The organism is Henriciella marina DSM 19595, from assembly GCF_000376805.1.
Classification (GTDB): Bacteria; Pseudomonadota; Alphaproteobacteria; order Caulobacterales; family Hyphomonadaceae; genus Henriciella; species Henriciella marina.
This window is the reverse complement of record NZ_AQXT01000002.1, coordinates 1624857-1647492: the sequence shown is the minus strand read 5'-3', so window position 1 is coordinate 1647492 and position 22636 is coordinate 1624857. Positions and strand designations below refer to the sequence as shown.

At 60.3% G+C, this 22636-nt stretch carries 24 protein-coding genes; 15 read left to right on the top strand and 9 right to left on the bottom strand.

The window, feature by feature from the left end; all coding sequences use genetic code 11:
• The first annotated feature begins 7 nt into the window (after nucleotides 1–7).
• Complete coding sequence (locus F550_RS0107955) at nucleotides 8–1423, top strand: M20/M25/M40 family metallo-hydrolase (protein ID WP_040500485.1); 1416 nt, start codon at nucleotides 8–10, stop codon at nucleotides 1421–1423.
• 149 nt (nucleotides 1424–1572) lie between these two features.
• On the top strand, nucleotides 1573–2415 hold the full coding sequence (locus F550_RS0107950; protein ID WP_018148008.1) for a hypothetical protein: 843 nt from the start codon (nucleotides 1573–1575) through the stop codon (nucleotides 2413–2415).
• On the opposite strand, the gene F550_RS0107945 is transcribed toward F550_RS0107950, so the two are convergent.
• Both F550_RS0107945 and F550_RS0107940 read right to left on the bottom strand, forming a co-directional pair.
• Nucleotides 2412–4115 (bottom strand): S41 family peptidase, encoded by a 1704-nt coding sequence (locus F550_RS0107945; RefSeq protein ID WP_018148007.1) that lies wholly within the window; start codon nucleotides 4113–4115, stop codon nucleotides 2412–2414. The genes F550_RS0107950 and F550_RS0107945 overlap by 4 nt on opposite strands.
• A gap of 114 nt (nucleotides 4116–4229) precedes the next feature.
• Nucleotides 4230–4904, bottom strand: a complete 675-nt coding sequence (locus tag F550_RS0107940; RefSeq protein WP_018148006.1) for a Crp/Fnr family transcriptional regulator — start codon at nucleotides 4902–4904, stop codon at nucleotides 4230–4232.
• 219 nt (nucleotides 4905–5123) lie between these two features.
• On the opposite strand from F550_RS0107940, the gene F550_RS0107935 reads away from it, so the two are divergent.
• From F550_RS0107935 to F550_RS0107920, 4 genes are all read left to right on the top strand, one after another.
• The gene (locus F550_RS0107935) at nucleotides 5124–5906 is read left to right on the top strand and encodes an ion transporter (protein ID WP_018148005.1); all 783 of its coding nucleotides are present in this window, start codon (nucleotides 5124–5126) and stop codon (nucleotides 5904–5906) included.
• Nucleotides 5903–7768, top strand: coding sequence for a feruloyl-CoA synthase (locus tag F550_RS0107930; RefSeq protein ID WP_018148004.1), 1866 nt, complete (start codon nucleotides 5903–5905; stop codon nucleotides 7766–7768). The genes F550_RS0107935 and F550_RS0107930 overlap by 4 nt, the downstream gene beginning before the upstream one ends.
• Nucleotides 7769–7845: 77 nt before the next feature.
• Nucleotides 7846–9390 carry an acetolactate synthase large subunit gene (locus tag F550_RS0107925; protein WP_026180649.1) on the top strand — a complete coding sequence of 515 codons (1545 nt, stop codon included), beginning with the start codon at nucleotides 7846–7848 and terminating at the stop codon, nucleotides 9388–9390.
• Nucleotides 9391–9402: 12 nt separating this feature from the next.
• Complete coding sequence (locus tag F550_RS0107920) at nucleotides 9403–9954, top strand: chloramphenicol phosphotransferase CPT family protein (RefSeq protein ID WP_018148002.1); 552 nt, start codon at nucleotides 9403–9405, stop codon at nucleotides 9952–9954.
• A 146-nt stretch (nucleotides 9955–10100) separates the two neighbouring features.
• Here F550_RS0107920 and F550_RS18510 read toward each other — a convergent pair whose 3' ends face one another.
• Complete coding sequence (locus F550_RS18510; RefSeq protein ID WP_018148001.1) at nucleotides 10101–10913, bottom strand: hypothetical protein; 813 nt, start codon at nucleotides 10911–10913, stop codon at nucleotides 10101–10103.
• A 167-nt stretch (nucleotides 10914–11080) separates the two neighbouring features.
• Here F550_RS18510 and F550_RS0107910 point away from each other — a divergent pair, with 167 nt between their 5' ends.
• A complete protein-coding gene (locus F550_RS0107910) occupies nucleotides 11081–12157 on the top strand; it encodes a class I SAM-dependent methyltransferase (protein WP_233349007.1) in 1077 nt (358 codons plus the stop codon).
• Entirely contained in the window at nucleotides 12147–12956 is an 810-nt protein-coding gene (locus tag F550_RS0107905) for an SDR family NAD(P)-dependent oxidoreductase (protein ID WP_018147999.1), read from the top strand. Before F550_RS0107910 ends, F550_RS0107905 begins: the two co-directional genes overlap by 11 nt.
• Before the next feature lie 21 nt (nucleotides 12957–12977).
• On the opposite strand, the gene hemW is transcribed toward F550_RS0107905, so the two are convergent.
• The gene (hemW, locus tag F550_RS0107900) at nucleotides 12978–14144 is read right to left on the bottom strand and encodes a radical SAM family heme chaperone HemW (protein WP_018147998.1); all 1167 of its coding nucleotides are present in this window, start codon (nucleotides 14142–14144) and stop codon (nucleotides 12978–12980) included.
• The gene (gene rdgB, locus F550_RS0107895; RefSeq protein WP_018147997.1) at nucleotides 14144–14743 is read right to left on the bottom strand and encodes an RdgB/HAM1 family non-canonical purine NTP pyrophosphatase; all 600 of its coding nucleotides are present in this window, start codon (nucleotides 14741–14743) and stop codon (nucleotides 14144–14146) included. Before rdgB ends, hemW begins: the two co-directional genes overlap by 1 nt.
• A gap of 116 nt (nucleotides 14744–14859) precedes the next feature.
• Here rdgB and F550_RS0107890 point away from each other — a divergent pair, with 116 nt between their 5' ends.
• The 5 genes from F550_RS0107890 to F550_RS0107870 all read left to right on the top strand — a co-directional run bounded on the left by F550_RS0107890 (nucleotide 14860) and on the right by F550_RS0107870 (nucleotide 17128).
• A complete protein-coding gene (locus tag F550_RS0107890) occupies nucleotides 14860–15390 on the top strand; it encodes a DUF2975 domain-containing protein (protein WP_018147996.1) in 531 nt (176 codons plus the stop codon).
• Between the two features lie 16 nt (nucleotides 15391–15406).
• Nucleotides 15407–15649 (top strand): helix-turn-helix domain-containing protein, encoded by a 243-nt coding sequence (locus F550_RS0107885; RefSeq protein WP_018147995.1) that lies wholly within the window; start codon nucleotides 15407–15409, stop codon nucleotides 15647–15649.
• Nucleotides 15615–15962: a GIY-YIG nuclease family protein gene (locus tag F550_RS0107880; RefSeq protein WP_018147994.1), complete on the top strand. Its 348-nt coding sequence runs from the start codon at nucleotides 15615–15617 to the stop codon at nucleotides 15960–15962. The genes F550_RS0107885 and F550_RS0107880 overlap by 35 nt, the downstream gene beginning before the upstream one ends.
• 166 nt (nucleotides 15963–16128) lie before the next feature.
• Nucleotides 16129–16629: a CreA family protein gene (locus F550_RS0107875; RefSeq protein ID WP_018147993.1), complete on the top strand. Its 501-nt coding sequence runs from the start codon at nucleotides 16129–16131 to the stop codon at nucleotides 16627–16629.
• A gap of 61 nt (nucleotides 16630–16690) precedes the next feature.
• A complete protein-coding gene (locus F550_RS0107870; RefSeq protein ID WP_018147992.1) occupies nucleotides 16691–17128 on the top strand; it encodes a group III truncated hemoglobin in 438 nt (145 codons plus the stop codon).
• Between the two features lie 137 nt (nucleotides 17129–17265).
• On the opposite strand, the gene rph is transcribed toward F550_RS0107870, so the two are convergent.
• A complete protein-coding gene (rph, locus tag F550_RS0107865) occupies nucleotides 17266–17991 on the bottom strand; it encodes a ribonuclease PH (RefSeq protein WP_018147991.1) in 726 nt (241 codons plus the stop codon).
• Entirely contained in the window at nucleotides 17991–19388 is a 1398-nt protein-coding gene (locus F550_RS0107860) for an MFS transporter (protein WP_083910941.1), read from the bottom strand. The genes rph and F550_RS0107860 overlap by 1 nt, the downstream gene beginning before the upstream one ends.
• An 88-nt stretch (nucleotides 19389–19476) precedes the next feature.
• Here F550_RS0107860 and hrcA point away from each other — a divergent pair, with 88 nt between their 5' ends.
• Complete coding sequence (gene hrcA / locus F550_RS0107855) at nucleotides 19477–20553, top strand: heat-inducible transcriptional repressor HrcA (protein ID WP_018147989.1); 1077 nt, start codon at nucleotides 19477–19479, stop codon at nucleotides 20551–20553.
• A gap of 19 nt (nucleotides 20554–20572) precedes the next feature.
• Complete coding sequence (locus F550_RS0107850) at nucleotides 20573–21172, top strand: nucleotide exchange factor GrpE (protein ID WP_018147988.1); 600 nt, start codon at nucleotides 20573–20575, stop codon at nucleotides 21170–21172.
• Between the two features lie 12 nt (nucleotides 21173–21184).
• Here the strand turns inward: F550_RS0107850 and F550_RS0107845 are convergent, their stop codons facing one another.
• Both F550_RS0107845 and F550_RS0107840 read right to left on the bottom strand, forming a co-directional pair.
• Entirely contained in the window at nucleotides 21185–22195 is a 1011-nt protein-coding gene (locus tag F550_RS0107845) for a hypothetical protein (RefSeq protein WP_156807869.1), read from the bottom strand.
• Between the two features lie 96 nt (nucleotides 22196–22291).
• The gene (locus tag F550_RS0107840; protein WP_040500481.1) at nucleotides 22292–22504 is read right to left on the bottom strand and encodes a DUF2061 domain-containing protein; all 213 of its coding nucleotides are present in this window, start codon (nucleotides 22502–22504) and stop codon (nucleotides 22292–22294) included.
• Nucleotides 22505–22636 lie beyond the last annotated feature (132 nt).

The window sequence follows — 22636 nt, the reverse complement described above, 5'->3', positions numbered from 1 at the left end:
AAATTTCATGGCCTTCAGACCTTCATTGCTGCTGTCAGCAGCGCTGATCACTGCTGTACCTGCTGCGTTCGCGCAGGAGCGTTCAGAGTTCGAGCAGCAGGCGCGGGAAATCTATCGCAATGTCGTCGAAGTGCGCTCGGCGCGCGGGCATGAGAATGTGCCAGAGATTGTCGATTATGTGGTGGGTGAGCTGAAAGCGGCAGGCTTCACGGACGAGGACATTGAAGTCACCGACTACGACAATGATGGCGAGGCGACGCAGGGGCTGGTCGTCTGGTACCGCTCGCCTGATCCGCAGGATAAGCCGATTGCGCTTCTGGCGCACATGGATGTCGTTGATGCGCTGGCTGAAGACTGGGTCCGCGCGCCGTACAAGCTGATCGAGGAAGAAGGCTATTTCTTTGGCCGCGGCACAGCCGACAACAAGTATGGCGTGACCAGCCTCCTCGCGACATTCATCCGCCTCAAGGAAGAAGGCTTCGAGCCGACGCGTGACCTCGTCATGGTGCTGTCCGGCGATGAAGAAACCGGCATGGTGTCCACGCGGGCGCAGGCCAACTGGGTGGCAGAAGAAGTCGACCCGGCTTTCGTCCTCAACGCTGATGCAGGCGGGCTGGGGCTAGATGACAATGGTGAGCCGCTCGACTATGGCATTCAGGGCGCAGAGAAGACCTATGCGACCTTTGAGCTGACCGTGACCAATCCGGGCGGTCATTCGTCTGCGCCGCGCGCTGACAATGCGATCTATGAGCTGGCCGATGCGCTGAAGAAGATCGAGGCGTACAAATTTCCGGTCCGGTACAATGACCTGACGCTCGCCTCAATTGAGGCTGCGGGCCGCAAGCGGCTTGATCGTCTCGGCAATGCCCAGCGTGCTTTCGCTGCCGACCCAACTGACGAAGACGCGATCGAAATCCTGCGCGCCAATCCGGCGACGGTCGGCCAGATTGGCACGACCTGTATCGCCACCATGCTGCGCGCCGGCCATGCAGAGAACGCCCTGCCGCAATCGGCAACGGCAACGGTGAACTGCCGCATCTTCCCGGGCGTCGGCATCGAGGCGACCGAAGCCACGCTCAAGGACGTGGTTGGCAATGAAGACGTGCAGTTCGAACTGATCTCCGACCTCGTCGAAAGCCCGGAGTCCGGGATGCGCGAGGATGTGCTGGCAGCGGTTGAGACAGCGCTGGAAGCGCGCGGCGTCACCGATGTCGACATCATCCCGCACATGTCGGCAGGCGGCACGGACGGGATGCATTACCGCAATCTTGGCTATGACACGTATGGCGTGGGCGGGGCGGCAGCCAAGCAGAATGACACGTTCGCGCATGGCCTGAACGAGCGTCTTCTCGTCTCCAGCTTCTATGATGGCCTCGACCATTTTTACGTCATTCTGAAGGATCTCGCCGGGCCGGAAAGCTGATCCAGGCAGGGCGGGAGCCTCGCTCTCGCCCACCCCATCTATCTGGAGTGGATTTTCAACCAGGCACGGCTAAGATTGCACCAGTGGGGAGGGAAGATGCTTACACATTTTAGTGAGAGTGCTGGTTTCGGCGCCCTGAAGGAGCAGCGATGTTTCTGCGGCGGCTAACCGGATACGTAAGCGAGCAGAACTGGCTGGCGGTGCTTATCGAGTTCGTGCTGGTCGTGCTGGGGGTCTATCTTGGTCTGGTCCTTGGCAATTGGAACGAGGACCGTCAGGACGAGGAGCTGTACGATCAGGCGTTTGGCCGCGTCATCACCGAAATCGAGAGCAATCTGCGCGGGGTCGAATACGACCAGAACTCGCTTCGCGAGCGCACGCCCATTGTCCAGAAAGCGATTGAGGAGCTTCGCGCCTGCCGGACGGGCCCCGAAGCGGAGGCGAACCTGCAGGCGGCTTTCGCTCCCATGGACTGGCAAATCGAGTTCGTTCTGGACACGAATGCCCTTCAGCAGCTGATCGCGAATGAAAACTTTTTGCCTTTCCAGGATGAGATGACGCGAACGCTGTTGATGGATCTTCTGAGCCATATGCAATACGCCCAGCGCTATTCGATTGAGATCAACGATGAACTAAACCTGGACCCGTTGGCGGCGTGGAGCGCAACGGCGCCAGGCGAGCTGAGCTATGCATCTCCGACTGATCTGTTGAGCGCGTACAAAGCGGGAAATCTTGACGGCACCTCGGTCTGGCGTGACACGCAACTGTCAGTGCCAATGGAAGAAGCCTGCACGGACAAGACGTTGCTGACCGAATTCTATCTCTGGGAAATGTCAGCCTATGCGCACACCCTCGCGGCACATGACCTGGTCGAGCATATGCGGATGGGCCTGGAAATGCTGGGGCACCCACAGCCTGAGCCGGAAGACGCCAACATTCCGTCGGCCGAAGAGAAGGCCAAGGCGCTCTCTTCGGAAACTCCGGCCCCCTAGTCGGTGCGGCCGCGATACTCGCCGGGCATGGAGAGGTCGCGGTTCACATCCATGACGTCCTGCCGGTCCGGGAAAATTGCGAGGCCTGATGGCTGCGCGGTTTCAGAAGACCGGAAAGGCTGAACGCGCGAGGCGCTGCTGGAGCTTGTCGGGGCGGGGCAAGTTCCATCATTGCGGTATTGCAGCGCGGCACCAATGAGCGGGTCGCTTTCGGTCCCGAGCGGTGCGACCAGCTGGTCGGCAACCTGGCACCCCGGTGCGCGGGCCCCAAACGGGAAATTAGCGTTCTGCGGCACGAAGCCGTCGGCGTAATCGCCGAAATTCTTCTCGTTCACGCCCTGAAACTGGATCGTGTAATAGGTCCGTCCGCAATTGTCCGTCGGATAGAAGCCAAACGGCTTGCCGCAGGTGATGTCGCCGATCAGAACGACCTCGACGTCAATCCCGCGCAGGCCATTGATGACCGCTTCACTGGCGCTGCAGGTGCGCTCTGTGGAGAGGATATAGACGCGGTTGAGATTCAGCGCCGGCAGGCTTTGCCCGGATGGCAGAGAGAAACCCTGCGCCGTCGAATAGAACGGGATCGGGTTATTTGGTTCGCCGGTTACGGGATTGATATTGCCAGCCCGGTCATTGAAGCGCAGCTGTTCAAACGTCCGGTTCTGCGTCTGGGCCTGGCCTGCAACCATGAAGGACAGTTCGCTGGCCACAGCCAGAAGTCCGCCGCCATTGTAGCGAAGGTCAAGGATGAGATCGCTGACATTCGCGTTGCTCATTTGCTGGAAGGCACCAACAATCTGTTCCTCAGATGAGAAGGGGCTGAACGTCGTGAAGTGAATATAGCCGACCTGGCCGGTTGATGTGTTCAGGATGGACGTTTCGTTCACTGGCTGGCGCACCACATTGCCGGCCGACACGGTGACGGTGCGCTCTGTCCCGTCCGGATCCCGAAGCCGGAATGTATGACTTTCGCCGACAGCGCTGGGGAACAGCCCGGCATTCAGCGTGTCGACGGCAGACTGGGTATTGGCATTAACGAAATCGACCCCGTCGATTTCAAGGATGCGCGACCCCCTCTGAAAGTTGATCTGGCCATTCGTGACCGCAGCGGCTGGCGATCCGGGCTCTGTGTAGATAACGCGAAAATCGCGCGGCGGCGTGCTGGAAATCGCTCTGAAATTGGCACCGTATCCCGCCTGAGGCACAGACGTCCGGGACTCAAGATATTCTTCGGTCGGTTCACTGAAGTGGAAATCATCCTTGGGTGTGCCGGAGGGGAGAGTTTCACTGGTTTTCAGCAGGTCGAAATAGGCGACGCGATCATTGTAGTTGTAGGGATCGAGATCCGGCACTTCTGCGCGCCAGAGATAGGTTTCGTCCGTCCAGGAGCGCAGCCAGAAGAGCTCTTCGCGCAATGAGCCAGCCTCGTCTGGAAAAGGATTGCCTTCGATGTCCACGCCAGACCGTGGATTGGCGCACTGGTTCTTGAACTGGCTTGCAGCTGGGTAGACGCCCGCCTCGTATGCAGGCGCGGCCCCCGAAGGTGGCGGGGGCGGCGGAGGCGGCGGCGGGGGTGAAGGGGCAGGAATGGCTGTGTTTCCACCGCCGCCGCCGCCTCCACCGCCACATGCCGACACCAGTCCAAGCGCGGCAGAGGCGAGCAGAACACGAAGAAGGGGGGAGGGGGCAATCGAGCGCATGGGCCGGTTCCTGTCGCAAAACATCATATTAACAGGTACGTATGCATACACGCTTCGGACGTGAGTTACAGAGCGTCGCTCATATCATGCTTCGGTTGAGTGCCGCGGTATTCGTCAGACCCGGTCGGTAAGGGCGTGGAGGCGATCGGAATCTTCGAAACGGAGCGTGCCATAGCCAGCGGAGATGACGCCGCGCTCCGTCAACATGCGAAGCGTCTGGTTCACTGTCACCTTTGAAAGACCGAGCAGCCTGGAAATATCTGCCTGCGTGCATTCGATGGACTTCCCGTCCATCTGCATACGGTCGATGATGCCGAGAAAATTGATGATCCGCTGGCGCGCACTGAGACGCCGCGCATCGTCATAAAGCTCGATCAGCAGGGCGAGCCGCGCTGACGTCACGATATGGAAGGCTCTCAGATACTCGGTGTCTTCCTTGAAGAGGGAAGTGAGCTTTTCGGCGTCGATTTCGTTGACGACGGTCTGACCATCGGCCACCGCAGCGAGCCTGCGCGGGATCAACGTGTTGGATTTGTAAGGCAGGGCACCAAACTCGCCATAATGATGGCCTGGTCCCAACCGCACGAGCGAATGAAAGCCCTCATCCTCCAGATACTTACCGAAGAGGAGGGCGCCGCTTTCAATCCAGCCCATCGTATCGGCGGGATCGCCCGGTTCATGAAGGTGTTGGCCATCGCGATAGGTGCGCTCGTATGCAAGTGACCTGAGCGTTTCGCGCTGGGGCTCTGCAAGGATCTCGAAAAATGCCGGCAGGCCGAAGTCAAACATATGTGGTTTTCTCTACAACTGCGATTGGGCTGACGGCGGAGTAGAATCAACCCGTTCGATTAACATATAGGTTTAGGTGAATGTTTAAAGACTGAAACATCTGATTTGGTTGTGCAAATACAGAATTTTACACGTCAGAGATTTATGGACCCCTTCCAAGAGGCCGCTTGGCCGGCAATGTATTGATCTCCCGGCGGGTGCGTGTGACACCCGATTGCAATGAGTGATCGCACCGGCCTGAACCGGCAACTTTTCTGGCTTTATGAAGGGACCGGCAGGACCTCATTCTGGTTTCGTTGGGCGCTTCTAACCTTTGATATAGCCACCATCGCCTATTTCCTGTGGGCGCCATTCGGCACACGCGAGCATGGTCACTATACGATCGACTATGTGATCGGCGGTATCATCCTGGCGGACCTTCTGGCCCGGTTCTACATCACCCGGCACAAGCACCGGTTTTTCCTGAAATGGATCAACTGGGCAGACATGGTGGTGGTGCTGACCATGTTCGCGCCGCTACTGGTCTCCAATTTTGCATTCCTGCGCATTCTGAGGGCGGTGAGGGCGATACGGGCCTTTACCTTCATCCGGCGCGTCAAGATTCTGACGCCGTTCTTCCAGCGCCACGAACGCATCATCGACAAGGTAACAAATCTCGTTGTGTTCGTTTTCGTCATGTCCGCGATCACCTATGCGACGCAGGTTGGCCGCAACGAGGATATCAACACCTATACAGACGCGGTGTATTTCACGGTCACGGTGCTCACCACGACAGGGTTCGGCGACATCCTGATGACCGATGAGTTTGGCCGGTGGCTGGCTGTGGTGACCATGGTCCTCGGCCTGTCGCTGTTTTTCCAGCTGCTGCGCGCAATCGTGGAGCCTGACGGGAAGGTCGACTGCGAGTGCGACACATGCGGGCTGATGCGACATGACCGGGACGCCGTTCACTGTAAACATTGCGGCGCATCAATGAAGATCAAGACAGAAGGCAATCCATGACGTCAGACATACCCTTCCGGGAGATTCCGTACCTGCCTCAGAAGCTGGATGTGGAGCGCCGCAGCGATGGCTCGATCATCTTGCGCAATGGTCAGCCCAAACGCCCGCACCCGCCGCATATGCTGGCTCCGCTCGTATACTGGGCGAGCGCGCGGCCCGATCAGGTGTTTCTGGCGCAGCGCGACCCAGACGATCCGGCAAAGCCCGGCTGGAAGACGGTGACCTATGCCGACGCCCTGTCGCAGGTTCGTGCGCTGGCGCAGGGGTTCCTGGATGCAGGCGCCGGGCCGGACAGTCCGGTGATGATCCTGTCGCGCAACGCCATCGAACATGCGCTGGTCATGTACGCGGCCATGTGGGCTGGCAGCCCGGTCGTGCCGGTGACACCCGCCTATGCGACGCTGAGCGAGGATTTCGCCAGGCTCAAACATGTCGACAAGCTGACCGCGCCGGCGATTGTCTATGTCGAGGACGGCAGCGAATTCCAGCGTGGCCTTCAGGGTATGGGCGTGGGCGACCGGCTGGTCATCTATCGCAAGAGCGCGCCCGATGTCGCCAATACGATCTCGCTTCGCGATTTCGCGACGAAGCCAACCAGCGCTGTGGATCTTGCCTATGACCGGCTGAGCGAAGAGACGGTTGCCAAATACATGCTGACTTCGGGCTCAACCGGAGAGCCGAAAGCGGTCATCAACACCCATGGCAATATCGCCTCCATGGTCAAGATGATCCGGTCAATCTGGGACGTGGAGCGGCTGGAGAAGATGGCCGATGGCCCGCAGGTCATGGTGAGCTTCCTCCCGTGGAGCCACACTTATGGCGCCAACTCCATCCTTCATTCCATGCTCGACTGGGGCGGCACGCTTTACATCGACTGGGGCGCGCCGACACCGGCGCGGTTGCCAGAAATGTTGCGCAATTTGCGTGAGGTTTCCCCGACCCAACATACGACCGTTCCCGCCGCATGGGCCGCGATTGCCACCGAGCTGGAGCAGGACCGGGAGCTCGCGAAAACCTTCTTCTCGCGCATCATGGTCATGGCCTATGGCGGTGCAGCGCTCGGCCAGGACATATATGAGCGGATCCAGAAAGTTGCTGTCGATGTGACGGGCGAGCGGATCAGCCTTTCGGCTGGCTATGGCGCAACCGAAACATCGCCGACCATTTCAAACGTGCACTGGCCAAGCGACACGATGGGGCTTCTTGGCCTGCCGCTGCCTGGCTGCGAGATGAAGATGGTGCCGGCGGGCGAGAAAATGGAGCTGCGCGTGCGCGGCGAGGGCATCACGCAGGGCTATCTGAAAAACCCCGATAAGACGGCAGAGGCTTTCGACGAGGAAGGCTTCTACAAGCTCGGCGATGCGGTCCGGTTCAAGGACCCGGGCAAACCCGAAGAAGGCCTCGCCTTTGACGGGCGGCTGGCTGAGGAATTCAAGCTCGCGAATGGCACATGGGTGTCTGCGGGCACGGTGCGGGTAAAGGTTGTCGAGGCGGTCGACGGGGCACTGTCGGATGTCGTGGTTTGCGGCCTCAACAAGGATGAGATTGCGCTGCTCGGCTTCCTCAATGAGGCCTGGTGCAGGCGCAAGACAGGCCGCAATGTCGGGCTCGATGAGCTGGCAGGCGACGATGAGGTGCGAGCCTCGGTCATGGACGGGCTGAAGACCTATAACCGGTCCAATCCGAACGCCGCCAAACGCGTCGCACGTATCCTGTTGCAGAAAGACCAGCCAAAGGCCGACGCCGGAGAGATTACCGAGAAGGGCTATATCAATCAGGGCCGGGTCCAGACGCTGAGAGACGCAGACGTCCAGCGGCTTTTCACGGCGCCCTATGATGACGAGATCATCGAGATCAGCTAGCGCATGAGACAAGATAGGCGGCCTTATGACAGGCGGCCCGAAGAAAAGACCTGGAGGATGACATGGCGGACAAGAAAATGACGGGCGCGGATGCGCTGGTTTCCACACTGGCGGACAACGGGCTGGATGCCTGTTTCGCCAATCCGGGCACTTCGGAAATGCACCTGGTTACGGCACTCGACCGGGAGACGCGGATCAAGTCCGTGCTTTGCCTCTTTGAAGGGGTCGCAACGGGCGCAGCCGATGGTTATGCGCGGATCGCCGGAAAGCCAGCGATGACGCTGCTGCACCTGGGGGCGGGATACCTCAATGGCGGGGCGAACATCCACAATGCCAAGCGCGCGCATACGCCGATGGTCAACGTGATCGGCGACCATTCCGTGCCGCACCGCAAATATGATGCGCCGCTGAACTCCGACATTATGGGCCTCGCAGGCCCCAATTCGGTGTGGATCAAGTCGGCAGATAGCGTGAAGACGACCGGCAAGCTGGCAGCAGAAGCCTATGCGGCGAGCTTTGGGCCTGTCTCCGGGCCGGTATCGCTTATCCTGCCAGCAGACTCTGCCTGGGAAGAGGGCGGTGAGCCAGGCGGGAAGGCGCAGATGCCGCTGATGCGTCAGACCTCGGCTGAGCTGATTGAGACGGCAAAGGCCGCCATCGCAAAGGCGAAGGCGCCGATCATCCTGATCAATGGCACGGCGCTGACCGAGAAAGGACTGGCTGCGGCTGCTCGCCTCAAGGCGGCGGGTCTCCGGGTCATCACCGATACATTCTACTGGAAGATGCGCCGCGGGGCGGGCGTCTTTGCGCCGGACCGCATGCAGTATTTCGCTGAAGGTGCGATGTCAGATCTTGAAGGTGCGGACCTGATGCTGGTTGCAGGGACAAGCCTGCCAGCGGCTTTCTTCGCCTATCCGGGCAAGCCGAGCCTGCTCGTGCCGGAAGGCTGCGACACGCTGGATCTTGGCGGGGCAGATACAGACAGCGCGTCGACGCTGCTGGCGCTTGCCGATGCGATGGGCGCGGCGGACATCGCCGACCCCATGCCGCTTCGCAAACCGGACGCGCCGACGGGAGAGCTGAACGCCGGATCGATCGGCGCGAGCGTTGCGCGTCATATGCCGGAAAATGCGATCGTGTCAGATGACGGGGTGTCCAACTCGCTGCCGGTCTTCCTGTCGACGATGACGGCAGAGCCGCATGACTGGATGATGCTGACGGGCGGCGCCATCGGACAGGGCCTGCCGCTGGCGCTCGGCGCGGCGGTGGCTGCGCCGGACCGTAAGGTCATTGCGCTGACCGGCGATGGCGCGGGCATGTATACCAATCAGGCACTGTGGAGCATGGTGCGCGAGGGCGTCGACGTGACGACCATCGTCTTTGTGAACCACACCTATCGTATCCTGAATATCGAGCTGCACCGCACCGGCGCTGGCAATCCAGGGCCGACGGCGAAGGACATGCTCGCCATCGGTGAGCCGGATATCGACTGGGTGAGCCTTGCCCAGTCCATGGGCGTCGCGGCGACGGCTGTGACAACGGCGGAAGACTTCGACAGAGCGTTTGAGGCGGCCATGAAGAATAATGGTCCGAACCTGATCGCGGCGCTCGTGCCGGGCTGACCGGGGCTTCCAGTGTCCAAAGTCGTCATTCTCAACGGGACCAGCAGCGCCGGAAAGACGACGCTCGCAAGAGCGATCCAGCGCCTTGCCGCAGGTCCGGTGCTGCGCGTCAGCATGGACGACTTCCTTGAAATGATGCCGCCGCGCTTTGCGAATGATGCCGAAGCTTTCAGCTTCCGCCTGGTCCCGGATGCCGAGCCGTCCGAGGTCGAGATCGGGACGGGTTCTTACGGCGCCGCACTCATGCGCGGTATGCGGGCCTCTGTTGCGGCGCTTGCCGATCAGGGCCTCGATCTCGTGGTTGACGATGTCATGCTTGGGGCAGGGGATCAGCACCATTACCGCGAAGTGCTGGCCACCCATACCGTCACTTTCGTCGCGGTGCGCTGCGCACTTGAAACGGCTGAGCAGCGTGAGCGGGAGAGGGGCGACCGCGATATTGGCATGGCCCGCTGGCAGTTCTCCCGTGTCCATGCGGGCCGGGACTATGATCTTGAAGTATCTAGTGACGAGGTGTCGCCGGATGATGGGGCGCGGGTCATTCTGGATGCGGTTGGAATGTAGCGCACTACTGCTTCATCCTTCGACTTCGCTCAGGATGAGGTGCTTGGTTTCCGGGATGAGGTGAGTTCTTCGCGGCTGAATACAAAACGGCCTCACCCTGAGCTTGTCGAAGGGCGAGGCCGATTGGTTTTTACTGTCTTGGCAGTCTAATCGACGAATTCCCAGCGGTCGCCGCCGACATTACAGGCGGTCCGTTCGCGGTTGCCCTGGTAGACGATGCGGCATTCGCCACTGTCATAGCCCTGGGTCTGGTAGCCGGTATTGTAACCGGTCGTCGTGGCGCCCGAGGTCGAGCTATAGGTCGTGCCTGAGCCGTAGGTTGTGCTTGTCCGATAGCTGCGTTCGCCGCCATAGAGTTCGTCCTGGCTGTAGGTCCGGTTATAGGTGTCGTTGCCATAGCTGTTCTGGCTGTAGGCGTTCGGATCATAGCGATTGTCGTAAACGACGCGCGATGGTGCCGTGGTCTGGCTGCCATAGCGGACATTTGGCTGGACTTGCTGCGCGCGGCGGGCACAGTCGTCACCGCTGCTGCCGATCGCCGCGCCGGCAATGCCGCCGACAGCGGCACCGATCAGGGCGCCAGCAACCTGGTCACCATTATTGTCATTGCCGCGGTGGCCGCGATAGCCCCGCTTGTAGCCGCGGCGGTCATACCGGCTGTGGCGGTTGTAGCGGTCATAGCCGTGGCGGCGATTGCGGTAGCGGTCGTCATCATCATCGTCAGCGATGGTGGCGCCGAGCAGGCCGCCTGCGATGGCACCGACAATGCCGGCTGTCTGCTGGCGCTGGCGGCGGTCTGCCTCGCACTTTACATAAGCGGCATTGCTGTTGGCCGAGGTGTTATAACCATTGTAGCTATTGTTGCCGTAATTTGAGTAGCCATAGCTCTGGGCGCCAGCCGGCAGCGCGATTGCGAGCGCTGCGGCGCTGCCCAGAATTGCTGTACGCATCTTGAACATGGTGTGTCTCCTTTGCAGGGACGTTCGGTGTCCCGCTTGTCTTCAATTGCCACACTAACATAGGCGCCTGAACGCAAGCTGAAGGTTAAATTACAATTAATTCAATGTCTTGGTCTGATGGCTGGACGAATGGCCCCTGCCGCTCCATTTTTATCTCCATGGCGATCATGCAAGAAACAGGAAAAACACTGGCGCGCGCGCGATATGGCGCGGCCCAGGCGATGCGCGCGGCCTGGTACGGGACGCAGTATACGATTGCAAAGCGGCGCTCTGCTGGCTTCAACCGGCCGGGCGAACCAGAGTTCAGGCCGATCAATCCGGTCGATACAAAAGAACTTCGCCGGGCCTATCTCGGCCTCTTTGCGCGCGACAGGATGAATGTAGAGGCGGGGCTATATCCTGCCCCGGAAGACGTTCGCCTGGTCGACCTGCCAAAGGCAGTCAGCCGCGCCCGCCATTTCATGCGCGATGTCAGCGATGTCGACCGGCGGCGTGTGTCGCGCGAAGGCGATGAGGTTCGCGAGCAGCTGGAAGGCAGCAACCGGTATCCGGACTATTACCAGCAGAACTTCCATTATCAGACCGATGGCTGGCTGTCGGATGAGAGTGCCAAACTCTACGACCATCAGGTCGAGGCGCTGTTTACCGGCGCGGCCGATGCCATGCGGCGTGCTGCGCTGGCAGAGATTGCGCGGGAGATGAAGGGCCGCGACCAGAGAGAGGTGGAGCTGCTCGACCTTGCCTGCGGGACGGGCCGCTTCCTGCGCGAGGTCATGCGTGCTTTTCCGCGCCTGAAGGCAAACGGGCTCGATCTATCACCCAATTATGCCGAACGGGCGCGCCAGCTCGTGGCACCCTGGCCGCATGTCGACATCATCGAGGGACAGGCCGAGGTCCTGCCGATGGAGGACGAGACGCTCGATATGATCGTCTCGATCTACCTCTTCCATGAGCTGCCAGAGAAGGTCCGCGCCCGTGCCATCGTAGAGGCCGCGCGCGTGCTGAAGCCGGGGGCTACGTTTATCGTTGCCGACAGCCTGCAATTTGGCGACAGCGAAGGCCTCGACGGAATTCTTGAATATTTCCCTGAAGGTTTCCACGAACCCTATTACAAGGCGTATCTCGGCTGGGACTTCACACCGGCGATGGAGCAAGCGGGTTTCAAACTGGAACGCACGGAGCTTGCCTTCCTCACCAAGGTGAATGTCTGGCGCAAAATGGATGGAGACACCTATGGCGGGTAACAGACTGGCATTGATAACCGGCGCATCTGCCGGACTAGGCGCAGAATTTGCCCGCCAATATGCGGCCAAGGGCTGGGACGTAGCGCTGACGGCGCGGCGGCTGGACCGGCTGAATGGCCTCGCGCGGGAGATCGAGGAGAAATATAAAGTCTCTGCGATGACCATCTCGCAGGACCTCGCCAAGCCGGGCGCGGTAGACACGATCATTCATGAGCTGAAAGAAGCCGGGCGCCATGTCGACGCCCTGGTGAACAATGCGGGCTATGGCCTGCCGGGGACCTTCTTCAACACAAGCTGGAATGACCAGGCCGCTTTTATTCAGGTGCTTTATACCGCGCCGATTGAGCTTGTTCACAAGCTGCTGCCGGGCATGGCGGAGCGCAATTTCGGCCGGATCATCAATGTTGCGTCGCTTGCCGGTTACACGCCCGGTTCAAGCGGCCATACGCTTTATGGCAGCGTAAAAGCCGGCCTCATCAAGTTCTCCGAAAGCGTCCACGCAGAGGCAGAAGCAGCAGGCCACGACATCCACTGCACCGCGCTTTGTCCAGGGTTCACCTGGACCGAATTCCACGATGTGAACGGCACGCGCGAGATGACGAATGAGTCGCCCGAATGGATGTGGATGGAAGCGGCGCCTGTTGTGAAGGCCGGCCTTGAAGGCGTGGCGCGCGGCCAGCCGGTCGTCGTGCCGGGCGCGGTCAATAAGGGTGTTGCGACACTGACCCGCATCCTGCCGGAGCCGGTTGGGCGGGCGCTGATGAAGCAGCAGGGCAAGCGCTTCCGGAAGACGGACTAGCTGGCCAGAGGTTGAAGCGGCCTAAGGTGAGAGCTCAGCCGCGATCCGGTCGGCGAGAAGCCGGCCCTCCGGCGTCAGCGTCACCAGTTCTCCGTTTCGGCGGATCAGCCCAGCCGTCTCGAACTCGCTCAGCGCGGTTCTGTTCACGGGGTGATCGGTCAGCACGGCAATGCGTTCCAAATCGAAACCCTCATGCGATCTGAGACCGAGCGCGATGAGTTCGCGGGCGTTCTGGAGTTTCGAGAGCATTACGCCGGGGCTTTGAGGCGGGGCGCTGTCCATCGCTGCCTGATAGTCGCCGGGCCGGAGGGCGGCATGTGTCGCAATGCGCTCGCCATCCACCGTCAGCCTGCCGTGCGCCCCGGGGCCGATGCCGATCCAGTCACCGCCGCGCCAGTAGGTGAGGTTGTGATGTGACATATAGGCCTCTAATGATGCGTGGTTCGAGACCTCATAAGCCGGCAGACCTTTCGCGTTGCAGACTTCCTGGGTCAGCTCATAAAGGTCGGCCTGATCGTCATCCGGCATTGGAACAATGTCGCCCCGCTTTGCGCGCTGGCCGAAGGCAGTCCGCTCTTCAATCGTCAGCTCATAGAGCGAAAGATGGGGCGCGCCGAGGTTTAGCGCATCCGTCAGTTCCGTTTTCCAACTAAGTGCAGACTGTCCGGGCCGGGCATAGATGAGGTCGATGGACATGTTGTCGAAAACCTGCAGCGTTTCGGCGACTGACTGGCGGGCTTTTGCGCTGTCATGGTCGCGGCCGAGAAAGCGCAGCGCCTCATCATCAAGGGACTGTATGCCGAGCGAGAGGCGGTTGACGCCGGCGGCCTTCCAGGCCTCCAGCGCCTCCAGCGAGATATCGACCGGGTTCGCCTCCAGCGTGATCTCTGCGCCCGTCTCGACGCCAAAAGCGCGGTCTGCCGTCTCGATCAGTTTTCCGATCGCGGGTGCACTCATCAGAGATGGCGTACCGCCGCCAAAATAGATCGAGCCGAGCGGCGGATGTTCTGGCAACACGGCTCGGTGGCGCTCAAGATCGGCGAGCAGCGCCGCATTGAGGGGGGCATTGTCCCTGTCCTTGGCCGCGTAGACATTGAAGTCGCAATAAGGACAGATGCGCGTACAGTAGGGCCAGTGGATGTAGAGGCCAAAACCGTAATCAGGGCCGAAGGACAAGGCTTTCGCCATTACAGGAGGGCGGCTTTCAGCTTGGCAAAGGCATCGGCGCGGTGGCTCATGGCGTGTTTCTTCGCCGGCTCCATCTCACCGAAAGTGTCGGTTTCGCCCGTCGCGACAAAGACCGGGTCATAGCCAAAACCCTTATCGCCTCGGGGCGGCCAGACGACCTCGCCCTCAACGGTGCCCTCGAAAACTTCCTCATGCCCGTCAGGCCAGACGACAGCGAGGGTGGAGACAAATCGCGCACTCCGGTCTGTGGCCTCGATCTCTTTCAGCAGCATCTCGACCTTTTCCATGGCCACGTAGAAGTCGCGCGATTCACCCGCCCAGATCGCCGTATGCACGCCCGGCATGCCGCCCAGCGCTTTTACTTCTATGCCGCTATCATCGGAGAGGGCAGGGAGCCCGGTGGCCTTGCAAGCGGCGCGCGCCTTGATGAGCGCATTGCCCGAAAACGTCTGCTCGGTCTCTTCCGGCTCTGGCAGCTCCAGCTCTATGGCTGAGACAACCTCCAGCCCGACCGGTTCAAATAGATCCTTCAGTTCGCGGACTTTTCCCTTGTTATGGGTCGCCGCGACAAGTCGGCCTTTCTCAAGTTTGCGAGTCATGACTGGATGTGGCTCCGATCTTGCTTTCTGTGTGAACGGTATTATCGTTTTACGGTAAATTGACGTCTGAGCGTGTATGTATTCGGTTGCACGGTATCTGAGGGTTCTGAAGAGATATGACAATCCGCCAGCATAACTCCATGGCTGCGTTCCTGTCGGGACTGATGCAGGTCGTGATCTGGATCGCGATCGTGAGCGGCATCATTGCCTTCGTCCTGATCGGTGTTGGCCTGATCGGCAGCCTCAATGGCGGCGTCATGCGCGTGCCGGGCATGGAAGCCTATGTTGAAGGCGTTGCCCCCGGACAGTTTATCGCAGGCCTTGCCGGGCTCATCGTCTTTGCGCCCGGTATCATCTTTGTCTGCATGCAGCTTCGCCGTATCCTCTCGACACTTGCGGCGGGCGATCCCTTTGTGCCTGAAAACGGGCCACGGCTGACGAAAATCGCGATCACGATCGGTCTGATCGAACTCGGACGCTATCTGACCGTTATCCTTCTCAACGCTTTCATTGACCTCGGCACCGACCAGCCGCTGCGTCTCAGCATCAATCTTGCCGCTTGGGCGGCAGTCATAGCGCTTTTCGTCCTTGCGCAGGTCTTCCGTGAAGGAAGCCGCCTGCGCGAGGAAGAGAAGATGACGATTTAGGAGGCCTCAACACCTTATGGCCATTCGTGTAACTCTCGACCGTGTGCTCCTGGAGCGCCGCATGTCCCTGACCGAACTGTCAGACCGTGTCGGCGTCACCCTCGCCAATCTGTCGATCCTCAAGACGGGCAAGGCCAAGGCGGTGCGGTTTTCCACGCTCGAAGCGCTCTGCCGCGAGCTGGGATGCCAGCCGGGCGACATCCTGGTTTTCGACGATGAGGAGGATGGCGCCGCCGCAGCGGATGAAGCGGCGGCTTGAGGACGGCGCGATGGCGCGGTTCGACCTGATCGCGACCTATATTATGGCGAACCGGAAAAATGGGACGATCTATACAGGATCGACATCCGATCTCTGGACGCGGATTGGACAGCACAAATCGGGCAAGGGATCGCTGTTTACGGCCAAGTATGGCTGCGACCGGCTGGTCTGGTGGGAGTTTCACGACAGCATGGCGGCCGCGGCACACCGTGAGCGGCGATTGAAGACCTGGCCGAGGCAGTGGAAGATCAACCTCATCGAAGAGGTCAATCCTGACTGGAAAGATCTCTCCATGACGCTTCCGTTTACCTGACTATCCGCAGCGCCTTGCCACGGCTTGTCCGTGGCATCCATCTCCTGAGCTGTGATGATTGTTGATGCGTTGGAGATGGACCCCACGGACAAGCCGTGGGGGACGCAACCTAAGTAGCGTTGAATGGTTGGGTTGGGCGTATGATGTTTGGGCAAGGAGATGGCTGATGGCATATTTGAAATTTGGAGTATTCACCCTCCTCACCCTGACACTCGTCGCATGTGGCGGCGGCAACCGGGAAGCTGGTGAGTTCAAAAATGACTGGCTGGGCAATGAGATCAAGATTGATCGGCTGGCCGACCCTAAAGTGCAGGGCATTACCTGCCATGTCGCCTATTTCGATCGCGGCGTCTGGGACCGGATCGGCAAAGGCAACTGGTTCGAGGACCCGTCCAATTCATCGATTTCCTGCGTGAAGACCGGACCGGTCGTTATTGGCCGCATCGACCTCGATCGCTCCGGAGAGGAAGTCTGGGACCGGGGCCGCTCGCTTGTCTTCAAGCAGCTCGCCGTGCGCCGCATCTACGACGCTGAAAGTGATTCGATGATGTATGTTTCATTCTCGCGCAAACCGGTCGACGGCTCAGCAAAGATGAGCCTCTCGACCGTGCCACTCTGGGATGCGGACGTTACGTGGCAGGGGCGCGAGAAGCCAGTGGTGGAGTAGTTGCAGCTATCGGGACATTCCCGTATCGCGCCAGCCAGGTGCCTATGGCAAAGCCCCGCGCATGACCTATCAAGTCCGTTCCGCTGAAGAGCGCCGCCTCGCCATCCAAGAAAACGCTTCCCGTCTTGGGATCGATGACGCCCTTATTTCAGAGCTGGTCGAGACCTTCTATGGCCGTGTGCGCACACATCCGCGCCTTGGGTCTATCTTTAATGGTGAAATAGACGATTGGCCCGAACACCTCGCAAAGCTGAAGGACTTCTGGGCCTCGGTCGCGCTGAATGCCGGGCGTTACTCCGGCAAACCCGTGCCAGCGCATACGAAGCTTGAGGGCGTGCGCCGCGAAGATTTCGCGGACTGGCTCGGCCTGTTCAGGCTGACGCTGGAGGATATCGCGCCGGGCGCCGAGACCGTGGATTATTTCATGGTCCGCGCCGAGCGTATCGCGCAGAGTTTGAAGCTGGCGATGTTCGGGCTGGAGACTCTGGAGCGGGGCTAGGGCCCCCACCCTATCCCTCCCCGCAAGCGGGGAGGGGACCGCGTATCGCCAAAGTCAGGCATGGGCGGAGTTTTTGAGCCGGTGCAGCGTGTGCCCCCTCCCCGCGCAGTGGGTAGGGTTGGGGTGGGGTCTTGAAGCTACCCGATGGCCTTCTTCTGCGCCTCGAAGAGTTCCGTGCAGCCTTTTTCCGCCAGCCGCATCATTTCCTCGACCTCAGGCCGGGTCATCGGGCGCTCTTCGCCGGTGCCCTGGATCTCGATGAAGCCGCCGTCTGAGCTCATGACGACATTCATGTCGCCTTCGCCGCCGGAGTCCTCGGGGTAATCGAGGTCGAGAACCGGGTGGTCCTTGTAGAGCCCGACCGAAATGGCCGCCGCCTGTTTCTGGATCGGGTCGGTCTTGATGACGCCTTCTTCGCGCATGTATTTCAGCGCGAGCGCCATGGCGACAAAGCCGCCGGTGATGGACGCTGTGCGCGTGCCGCCATCGGCCTGGATAACGTCGCAGTCGATGGTGAGCTGGTTTTCGCCGAGCGCTGTCAGATCGACAACCGAGCGCAAGCTACGGCCGATGAGGCGTTGGATTTCCTGTGTGCGGCCGGACTGCTTGCCGCGGGCGGCTTCGCGGCTGCCACGGGTGTGTGTGGCGCGCGGCAGCATGCCGTATTCGCCGGTGACCCAGCCCTTTCCCTGACCACGCAGCCATGGCGGCACGCTGTCTGACCATGAGGCTGTGCAAAGCACGTGGGTGTGGCCGAATTTCGCGAGGCACGAGCCCTCAGCGTAGCGGGTCACATTGGTTTCCAGCACGATATCGCGCAGCTGGTCTGCGGTGCGGCCCGACGGGCGTACGAGGTCGGTCATTACAAATCTCCATCTTTCACCGGTGGGTGAAGCGACTCGAGATTGGCTTGTCCACCCCCGCTCATGGCTTCTGCTGCCTTTGCCTGTACGGCGCGCGTGATCGGGTACTTCCAGATCAGGATTGCGGCGAGGGCGTAGGACACCACTGGCACCCCGACAAAGACGGCCATGAGGCCGCGCACGGTCTCTGGTGAGTTCTCGCCCGCCGGATTGAAGCCGACGAGGACGCCGAGAAGGATGTAGGGAATTCCGATGGCGAAGCTCGCCCCGGTCTTGTAGGCGCCCGACATGAGCGAGAAGAAAAGCCCCGCCCGGTTGGCCCCGCCGCGCGCTTCTTCGGCCTCGACAAGGTCGGCCATCATGGAGCGGACAAGGATGAAAGGCGAGCCATATCCGAAACCGGAAATGATGGCGGCGATCAGAAGCGGGACAATGCCGCCGCCGAAAACCGAAAGCGGGAAATAGGCAATATAGGTGATGGCCGACCACACGCAGACATAGCGCATGGCCACATATTTCTCGGTGCGCTTGGACAGCCAGACCCAGACGGGCATCGCCGCGAAACCGGCAATGAAATGCGCCATCAGGATGAGGGAGGCGACGCCATGATCCACGCCAAAGCCCCAGAAGGAGGCGAAGAGGAAGGTCCCGGCTGTGCCGGCAATGGCGATCCCTATGAAGATTTCCGTTGCCAGCAGCCGCCACAGGGTTTGCTGGCGAAGCGCTTCGAGAATGGCCGACGGATGGAAGCTGGCCTTCGGGGCGTTCGGGTCCGGCTGCGGATCCGGGACGAGCCAGACTGCAGCGCCGACCGTGACCGGCAGGGCGATGATCAGGAACCAGCCCATGATCGAGATCTGCTGGGCAAAGGTCACCCCGCCAAACCGCTCGAGAAGTGAGGGCAGGGCGAGCATGACGAGCATGGTGGAGATGGTGAACAGTTCGCGCCACATGAAGAGGCGCGAACGTTCGTCATAGGAGCGTGCGACCGACGGGGCCCAGGCCTGGTGCGGCGTCGTGATCATCGTCGTGCCGATATAGAAAATGAACAGAATGATCCCGAGAAAGAGCGGCGAGACCGGAGGCCCGATCGGGTTGTAGAGAAGCCAGACTGCTGGCAGCAGGATTGGCACTGCGACGATCAGCCAGTGCTTGATCTTGCCCATGCGGGACGGCTTGGTATCGACCAGCCAGCCCATGACCGGGTCTGAGAACAGGTCCCAGAATCGCAGGATCATGAAGATGATCCCCACCACGGCCGTGCCGAGGCCCATCTGTTCGGCATAGAAAGGGGCGATGAAGACCGCCATTGGCAGGCCGACGGCCCCGAACGGGATACCGACCGAGCCGTAGGCAATCACTTGTGGAGTCGACAGTTTCGCTGGCACACTAGACATGGGACAGACTGAAACCCATTTGCACGCCCCGTCCAAGAGAAAAAAATCCGATTAAACTGGCGATTGCAGAATCTGGATATTCGCGCTCATGACCGAAACGCCCAAACCCTCCGGCCTTTTTCAGAGCCTCGATGAGCGCTCTCGGTCGATTTTCAGGGAAGTGGTCGAAACCTATCTCCAGACCGGCGAACCTGTCGGCTCGCGGACGCTGGCAAAAAGCGGGATTGGCCTGTCACCGGCTTCCATCCGCAATGTCATGTCGGACCTCACAGAGCTTGGCTTGCTCGACAGCCCTCATATTTCAGCTGGCCGTATGCCGACGCATATCGGTTTGCGGCTTTTCGTCGACGGTTTCCTGGAGATCGGCGAACCCGTAGAGAATGACCGCGGCGCGATCGAGGACCGCCTGCGGGCGAGCGGACGTGACCTTCAGGGCGTCCTGAAAGAAGCCTCGTCGCTGCTGTCAGGCCTTGCTGGCGGGGCGGGGCTGGTTTCCTCGCCGACCCGCGAGCGCCCTGTACGCCATGTAGAATTTGTACCGCTCGCGACTGGTGAAGCGCTCTGTATTCTGGTTGATGAGCTGGGTGAGGTCGAGAACCGGCTGGTGTCGATCCCCGTTGGCCTGCCGTCGACAACGCTCATGGAGGCTGGAAACTATCTCGCCTCTCGGCTGAAGGGGCGCACGCTGCGCGAGGCATCGGCGGCCATTCGCGAAGAGATAAAAGAGCGGCGCGCCGAGCTGGACACAGCTGCTAGTGCGCTGGTTGAGCAGGGGCTTGCCGATTGGGCAGGCGAAGTACCGGGAGAAGAGCGCGCCCTGATCGTGCATGGCCGCTCAAACCTCTTGTCGGATGGGCGCGCGGCAGAGGACATGGAACAGGTCCGCCAGCTCTTCGATATACTGGACCGTCAGCAGAGCCTGCTGGAGGTTCTGGACTCCACCCGGGAGGCTGAGGGCGTGCGTCTGTTTATCGGTGCAGAAAACAGGCTTTTTCCGTTGTCGGGTTCAAGCCTGATTGTTGCCCCCTATATGAACGCCTCAAGACAGGTTATTGGCGCGCTCGGCGTGATCGGTCCAACCCGGCTGAATTATGCACGGGTGATCCCGATGGTTGACTATACTGCACGTATCGTCAGTCAGATCCTCGGCGAGCGCCAGAAGTGAAAAGCAAACGGAAGCGAATATGACTGAAGATCAGAAGCGTCCACCCGAAGCGGTTGAAACAGAAACACTTGATGCTGGCTCTGAAGAGTCCGAGGCGCTGGAAGAAGCGGCCAAAGCAGACAATGGCGAGCCCGATGCTGAAACACGCATTGCCGAGCTCGAGGGTGAGGTCGCCGGGCTGAAGGACCAGGTTCTGCGCGTACACGCTGACATGGACAATCTGCGCAAGCGCTCTGCAAAGGAAATCGCCGATGCGCGGACCTATGCGGTTGAGAAATTCGCAGGCGACCTGCTCAGCGTTTCAGACAATCTTGCGCGCGCGCTCGAAGCGTTGCCGAATGAAGAACGCGAGATCCTGACCGAGGCCGGGCAGAACCTGCTTGGCGGCATCGAGATGACGCAGAAGGAACTGCACGCAAAGCTCGCCAAGCATGGCGTGACGGCGGTCGATGCAGAGCCGGGCGCAACTTTCGATCCCAACAAGCACGAAGCCGTCAGCCAGATACCGTCCGAGCACCCGTCAGGCACCATCGCGCAGACCTTTCAGTCCGGCTGGAAGATCGGCGAGCGGACCCTGCGCGCGGCCATCGTTGCGGTCAGCGCCGGGCAGACGAACTAGACCCCGCCAGGGTCAGTCGATCTCAACGTCTTTCTGCGGCCCGATCTGCCATGCGGTCACTGCGCCGGGCAGCGGGTGCAGCGCAATCACTGTGTCTCCGAACACATGAAGGTGGCTCTGCAAGATGCCGTTCGATCCGGTGTCTAGTAGTGTTTCAGTTTCGGCAGATTGTGAAACGAAAATGAGTTTGCCCGGGGCGGCTGTCGCCAGATAGCCGCCGGGCGCCTCGGCAACACTATTGATGCCTTTGGCTGCATTAGCAGCTTTTGAGATAGCTCTCGCTTCGTCGATGAGATAAATCTGGCCGTTGTCAGCGTTCGGCACCAGCAGGGCGTCGGCTGTGCTCGTCAGGGTTCGTGCGCCTACAAAATGCTTGTCCTGAAACCACGTGAAAACCTCAGCGCCAGCGATCTGATAGAGCGTGGCATTGGCGCTATCGATTGCGTAAAGCGTTGCGTTCAGGGCCGCGATATCGGTGAGGGCTTCTGCTTCCGGCACTGAGATCGTGCGCAGCAGGACGCCGTTGCCCGGATCTACCATGTGGATCTCGCTGCCATCGGCCACATAGAGGACGCCGCGATCGATCACCATGCCGCCCGGCGCCGTCATTCCAGTGGCAAAGCGCTCGGAAACCATGTCTCCGTCAGCGGAAACTTTCGACAGCCAGCCATCAGCGCCTGCCTCATCGCTCCCGCCGCTGGAATTGGCGATGAGATAGTCGCCAGCTGCCGTTTGAACGATGCCTTGTGGATGTGTGAAACCGTCCAGTTCCCATTGCTGTGTGAGGGTGAACCGGGACGCCTCTATCAGGGTCTGGGGCAGGGCTTCGCGTGTGCCGTTGGGCGGTTTGCCATATACTTCATTGGAGGCTGCGTTAGCGGCGGTCTGTGCGAGGGTTTTCTGGCCCGCCTTGTCTGGCAGTTCGCCGGTGCGTTCTTCGCCTGCCGATGGTTCGCAGGCCGCGACCAGTCCAAGCCCCGTCAGACCTATCAGGATCTGGCGCATTGAGACTTCCGTTCCCATGAATTCAACCCCCCGCATCATCTCTATCATGAGAAGAAAGCACGCAAAGGCTTTGGAGTTCCCTTGTCAGCTAACCCCGATTGGAGTTCAGCTCTGCTAAGCGGGCTCGCAGACGATGGAAGTTTCGCTTTCAGGGGCGGTGGACTGTGCGCTGCGGTCAGCGCGGCGCCACATATTCTCATGGATCGTGTAGGCAATGGTCTGCACCGCGGGCTCTATGAGACCGATGCCGAGCGCGATGGCCACATTGCCCGTCAGCGCATAGGCGACACCCACGGCAACGATGAGATGCATCAGACTGTACGTCATCGTCTTGATCAGGGAGCGGGGCAGTCGTGGGGGTCTTCTCAGCATGACACAAGAGGTAGGCGGGCCGGGCCAGAATTCCAATCAATCGTTCACGTAATTGCTATTGATTTAGCCTATGAATGTGAGAAATGG

Coding starts and splice junctions, on each gene's coding strand:
- F550_RS0107955 (WP_040500485.1), top strand. CDS start 8: ATGGCCTTCAGACCTTCATTGCTGCTGTCAGCAGCGCTGATCACTGCT.
- F550_RS0107930 (WP_018148004.1), top strand. CDS start 5,903: ATGACGTCAGACATACCCTTCCGGGAGATTCCGTACCTGCCTCAGAAG.
- F550_RS0107870 (WP_018147992.1), top strand. CDS start 16,691: ATGACCTATCAAGTCCGTTCCGCTGAAGAGCGCCGCCTCGCCATCCAA.
- F550_RS0107935 (WP_018148005.1), top strand. CDS start 5,124: ATGAGTGATCGCACCGGCCTGAACCGGCAACTTTTCTGGCTTTATGAA.
- F550_RS0107910 (WP_233349007.1), top strand. CDS start 11,081: ATGCAAGAAACAGGAAAAACACTGGCGCGCGCGCGATATGGCGCGGCC.
- F550_RS0107880 (WP_018147994.1), top strand. CDS start 15,615: ATGGCGCCGCCGCAGCGGATGAAGCGGCGGCTTGAGGACGGCGCGATG.
- F550_RS0107950 (WP_018148008.1), top strand. CDS start 1,573: ATGTTTCTGCGGCGGCTAACCGGATACGTAAGCGAGCAGAACTGGCTG.
- F550_RS0107845 (WP_156807869.1), bottom strand. CDS start 22,195: ATGGGAACGGAAGTCTCAATGCGCCAGATCCTGATAGGTCTGACGGGG.
- F550_RS0107890 (WP_018147996.1), top strand. CDS start 14,860: ATGACAATCCGCCAGCATAACTCCATGGCTGCGTTCCTGTCGGGACTG.
- F550_RS0107850 (WP_018147988.1), top strand. CDS start 20,573: ATGACTGAAGATCAGAAGCGTCCACCCGAAGCGGTTGAAACAGAAACA.
- F550_RS0107875 (WP_018147993.1), top strand. CDS start 16,129: ATGGCATATTTGAAATTTGGAGTATTCACCCTCCTCACCCTGACACTC.
- F550_RS0107945 (WP_018148007.1), bottom strand. CDS start 4,115: ATGCGCTCGATTGCCCCCTCCCCCCTTCTTCGTGTTCTGCTCGCCTCT.
- F550_RS0107840 (WP_040500481.1), bottom strand. CDS start 22,504: ATGACGTACAGTCTGATGCATCTCATCGTTGCCGTGGGTGTCGCCTAT.
- F550_RS0107905 (WP_018147999.1), top strand. CDS start 12,147: ATGGCGGGTAACAGACTGGCATTGATAACCGGCGCATCTGCCGGACTA.
- rdgB (WP_018147997.1), bottom strand. CDS start 14,743: ATGACTCGCAAACTTGAGAAAGGCCGACTTGTCGCGGCGACCCATAAC.
- rph (WP_018147991.1), bottom strand. CDS start 17,991: ATGACCGACCTCGTACGCCCGTCGGGCCGCACCGCAGACCAGCTGCGC.
- F550_RS0107925 (WP_026180649.1), top strand. CDS start 7,846: ATGACGGGCGCGGATGCGCTGGTTTCCACACTGGCGGACAACGGGCTG.
- F550_RS0107885 (WP_018147995.1), top strand. CDS start 15,407: ATGGCCATTCGTGTAACTCTCGACCGTGTGCTCCTGGAGCGCCGCATG.
- F550_RS18510 (WP_018148001.1), bottom strand. CDS start 10,913: ATGTTCAAGATGCGTACAGCAATTCTGGGCAGCGCCGCAGCGCTCGCA.
- F550_RS0107860 (WP_083910941.1), bottom strand. CDS start 19,388: ATGTCTAGTGTGCCAGCGAAACTGTCGACTCCACAAGTGATTGCCTAC.
- F550_RS0107940 (WP_018148006.1), bottom strand. CDS start 4,904: ATGTTTGACTTCGGCCTGCCGGCATTTTTCGAGATCCTTGCAGAGCCC.
- hrcA (WP_018147989.1), top strand. CDS start 19,477: ATGACCGAAACGCCCAAACCCTCCGGCCTTTTTCAGAGCCTCGATGAG.
- hemW (WP_018147998.1), bottom strand. CDS start 14,144: ATGGCGAAAGCCTTGTCCTTCGGCCCTGATTACGGTTTTGGCCTCTAC.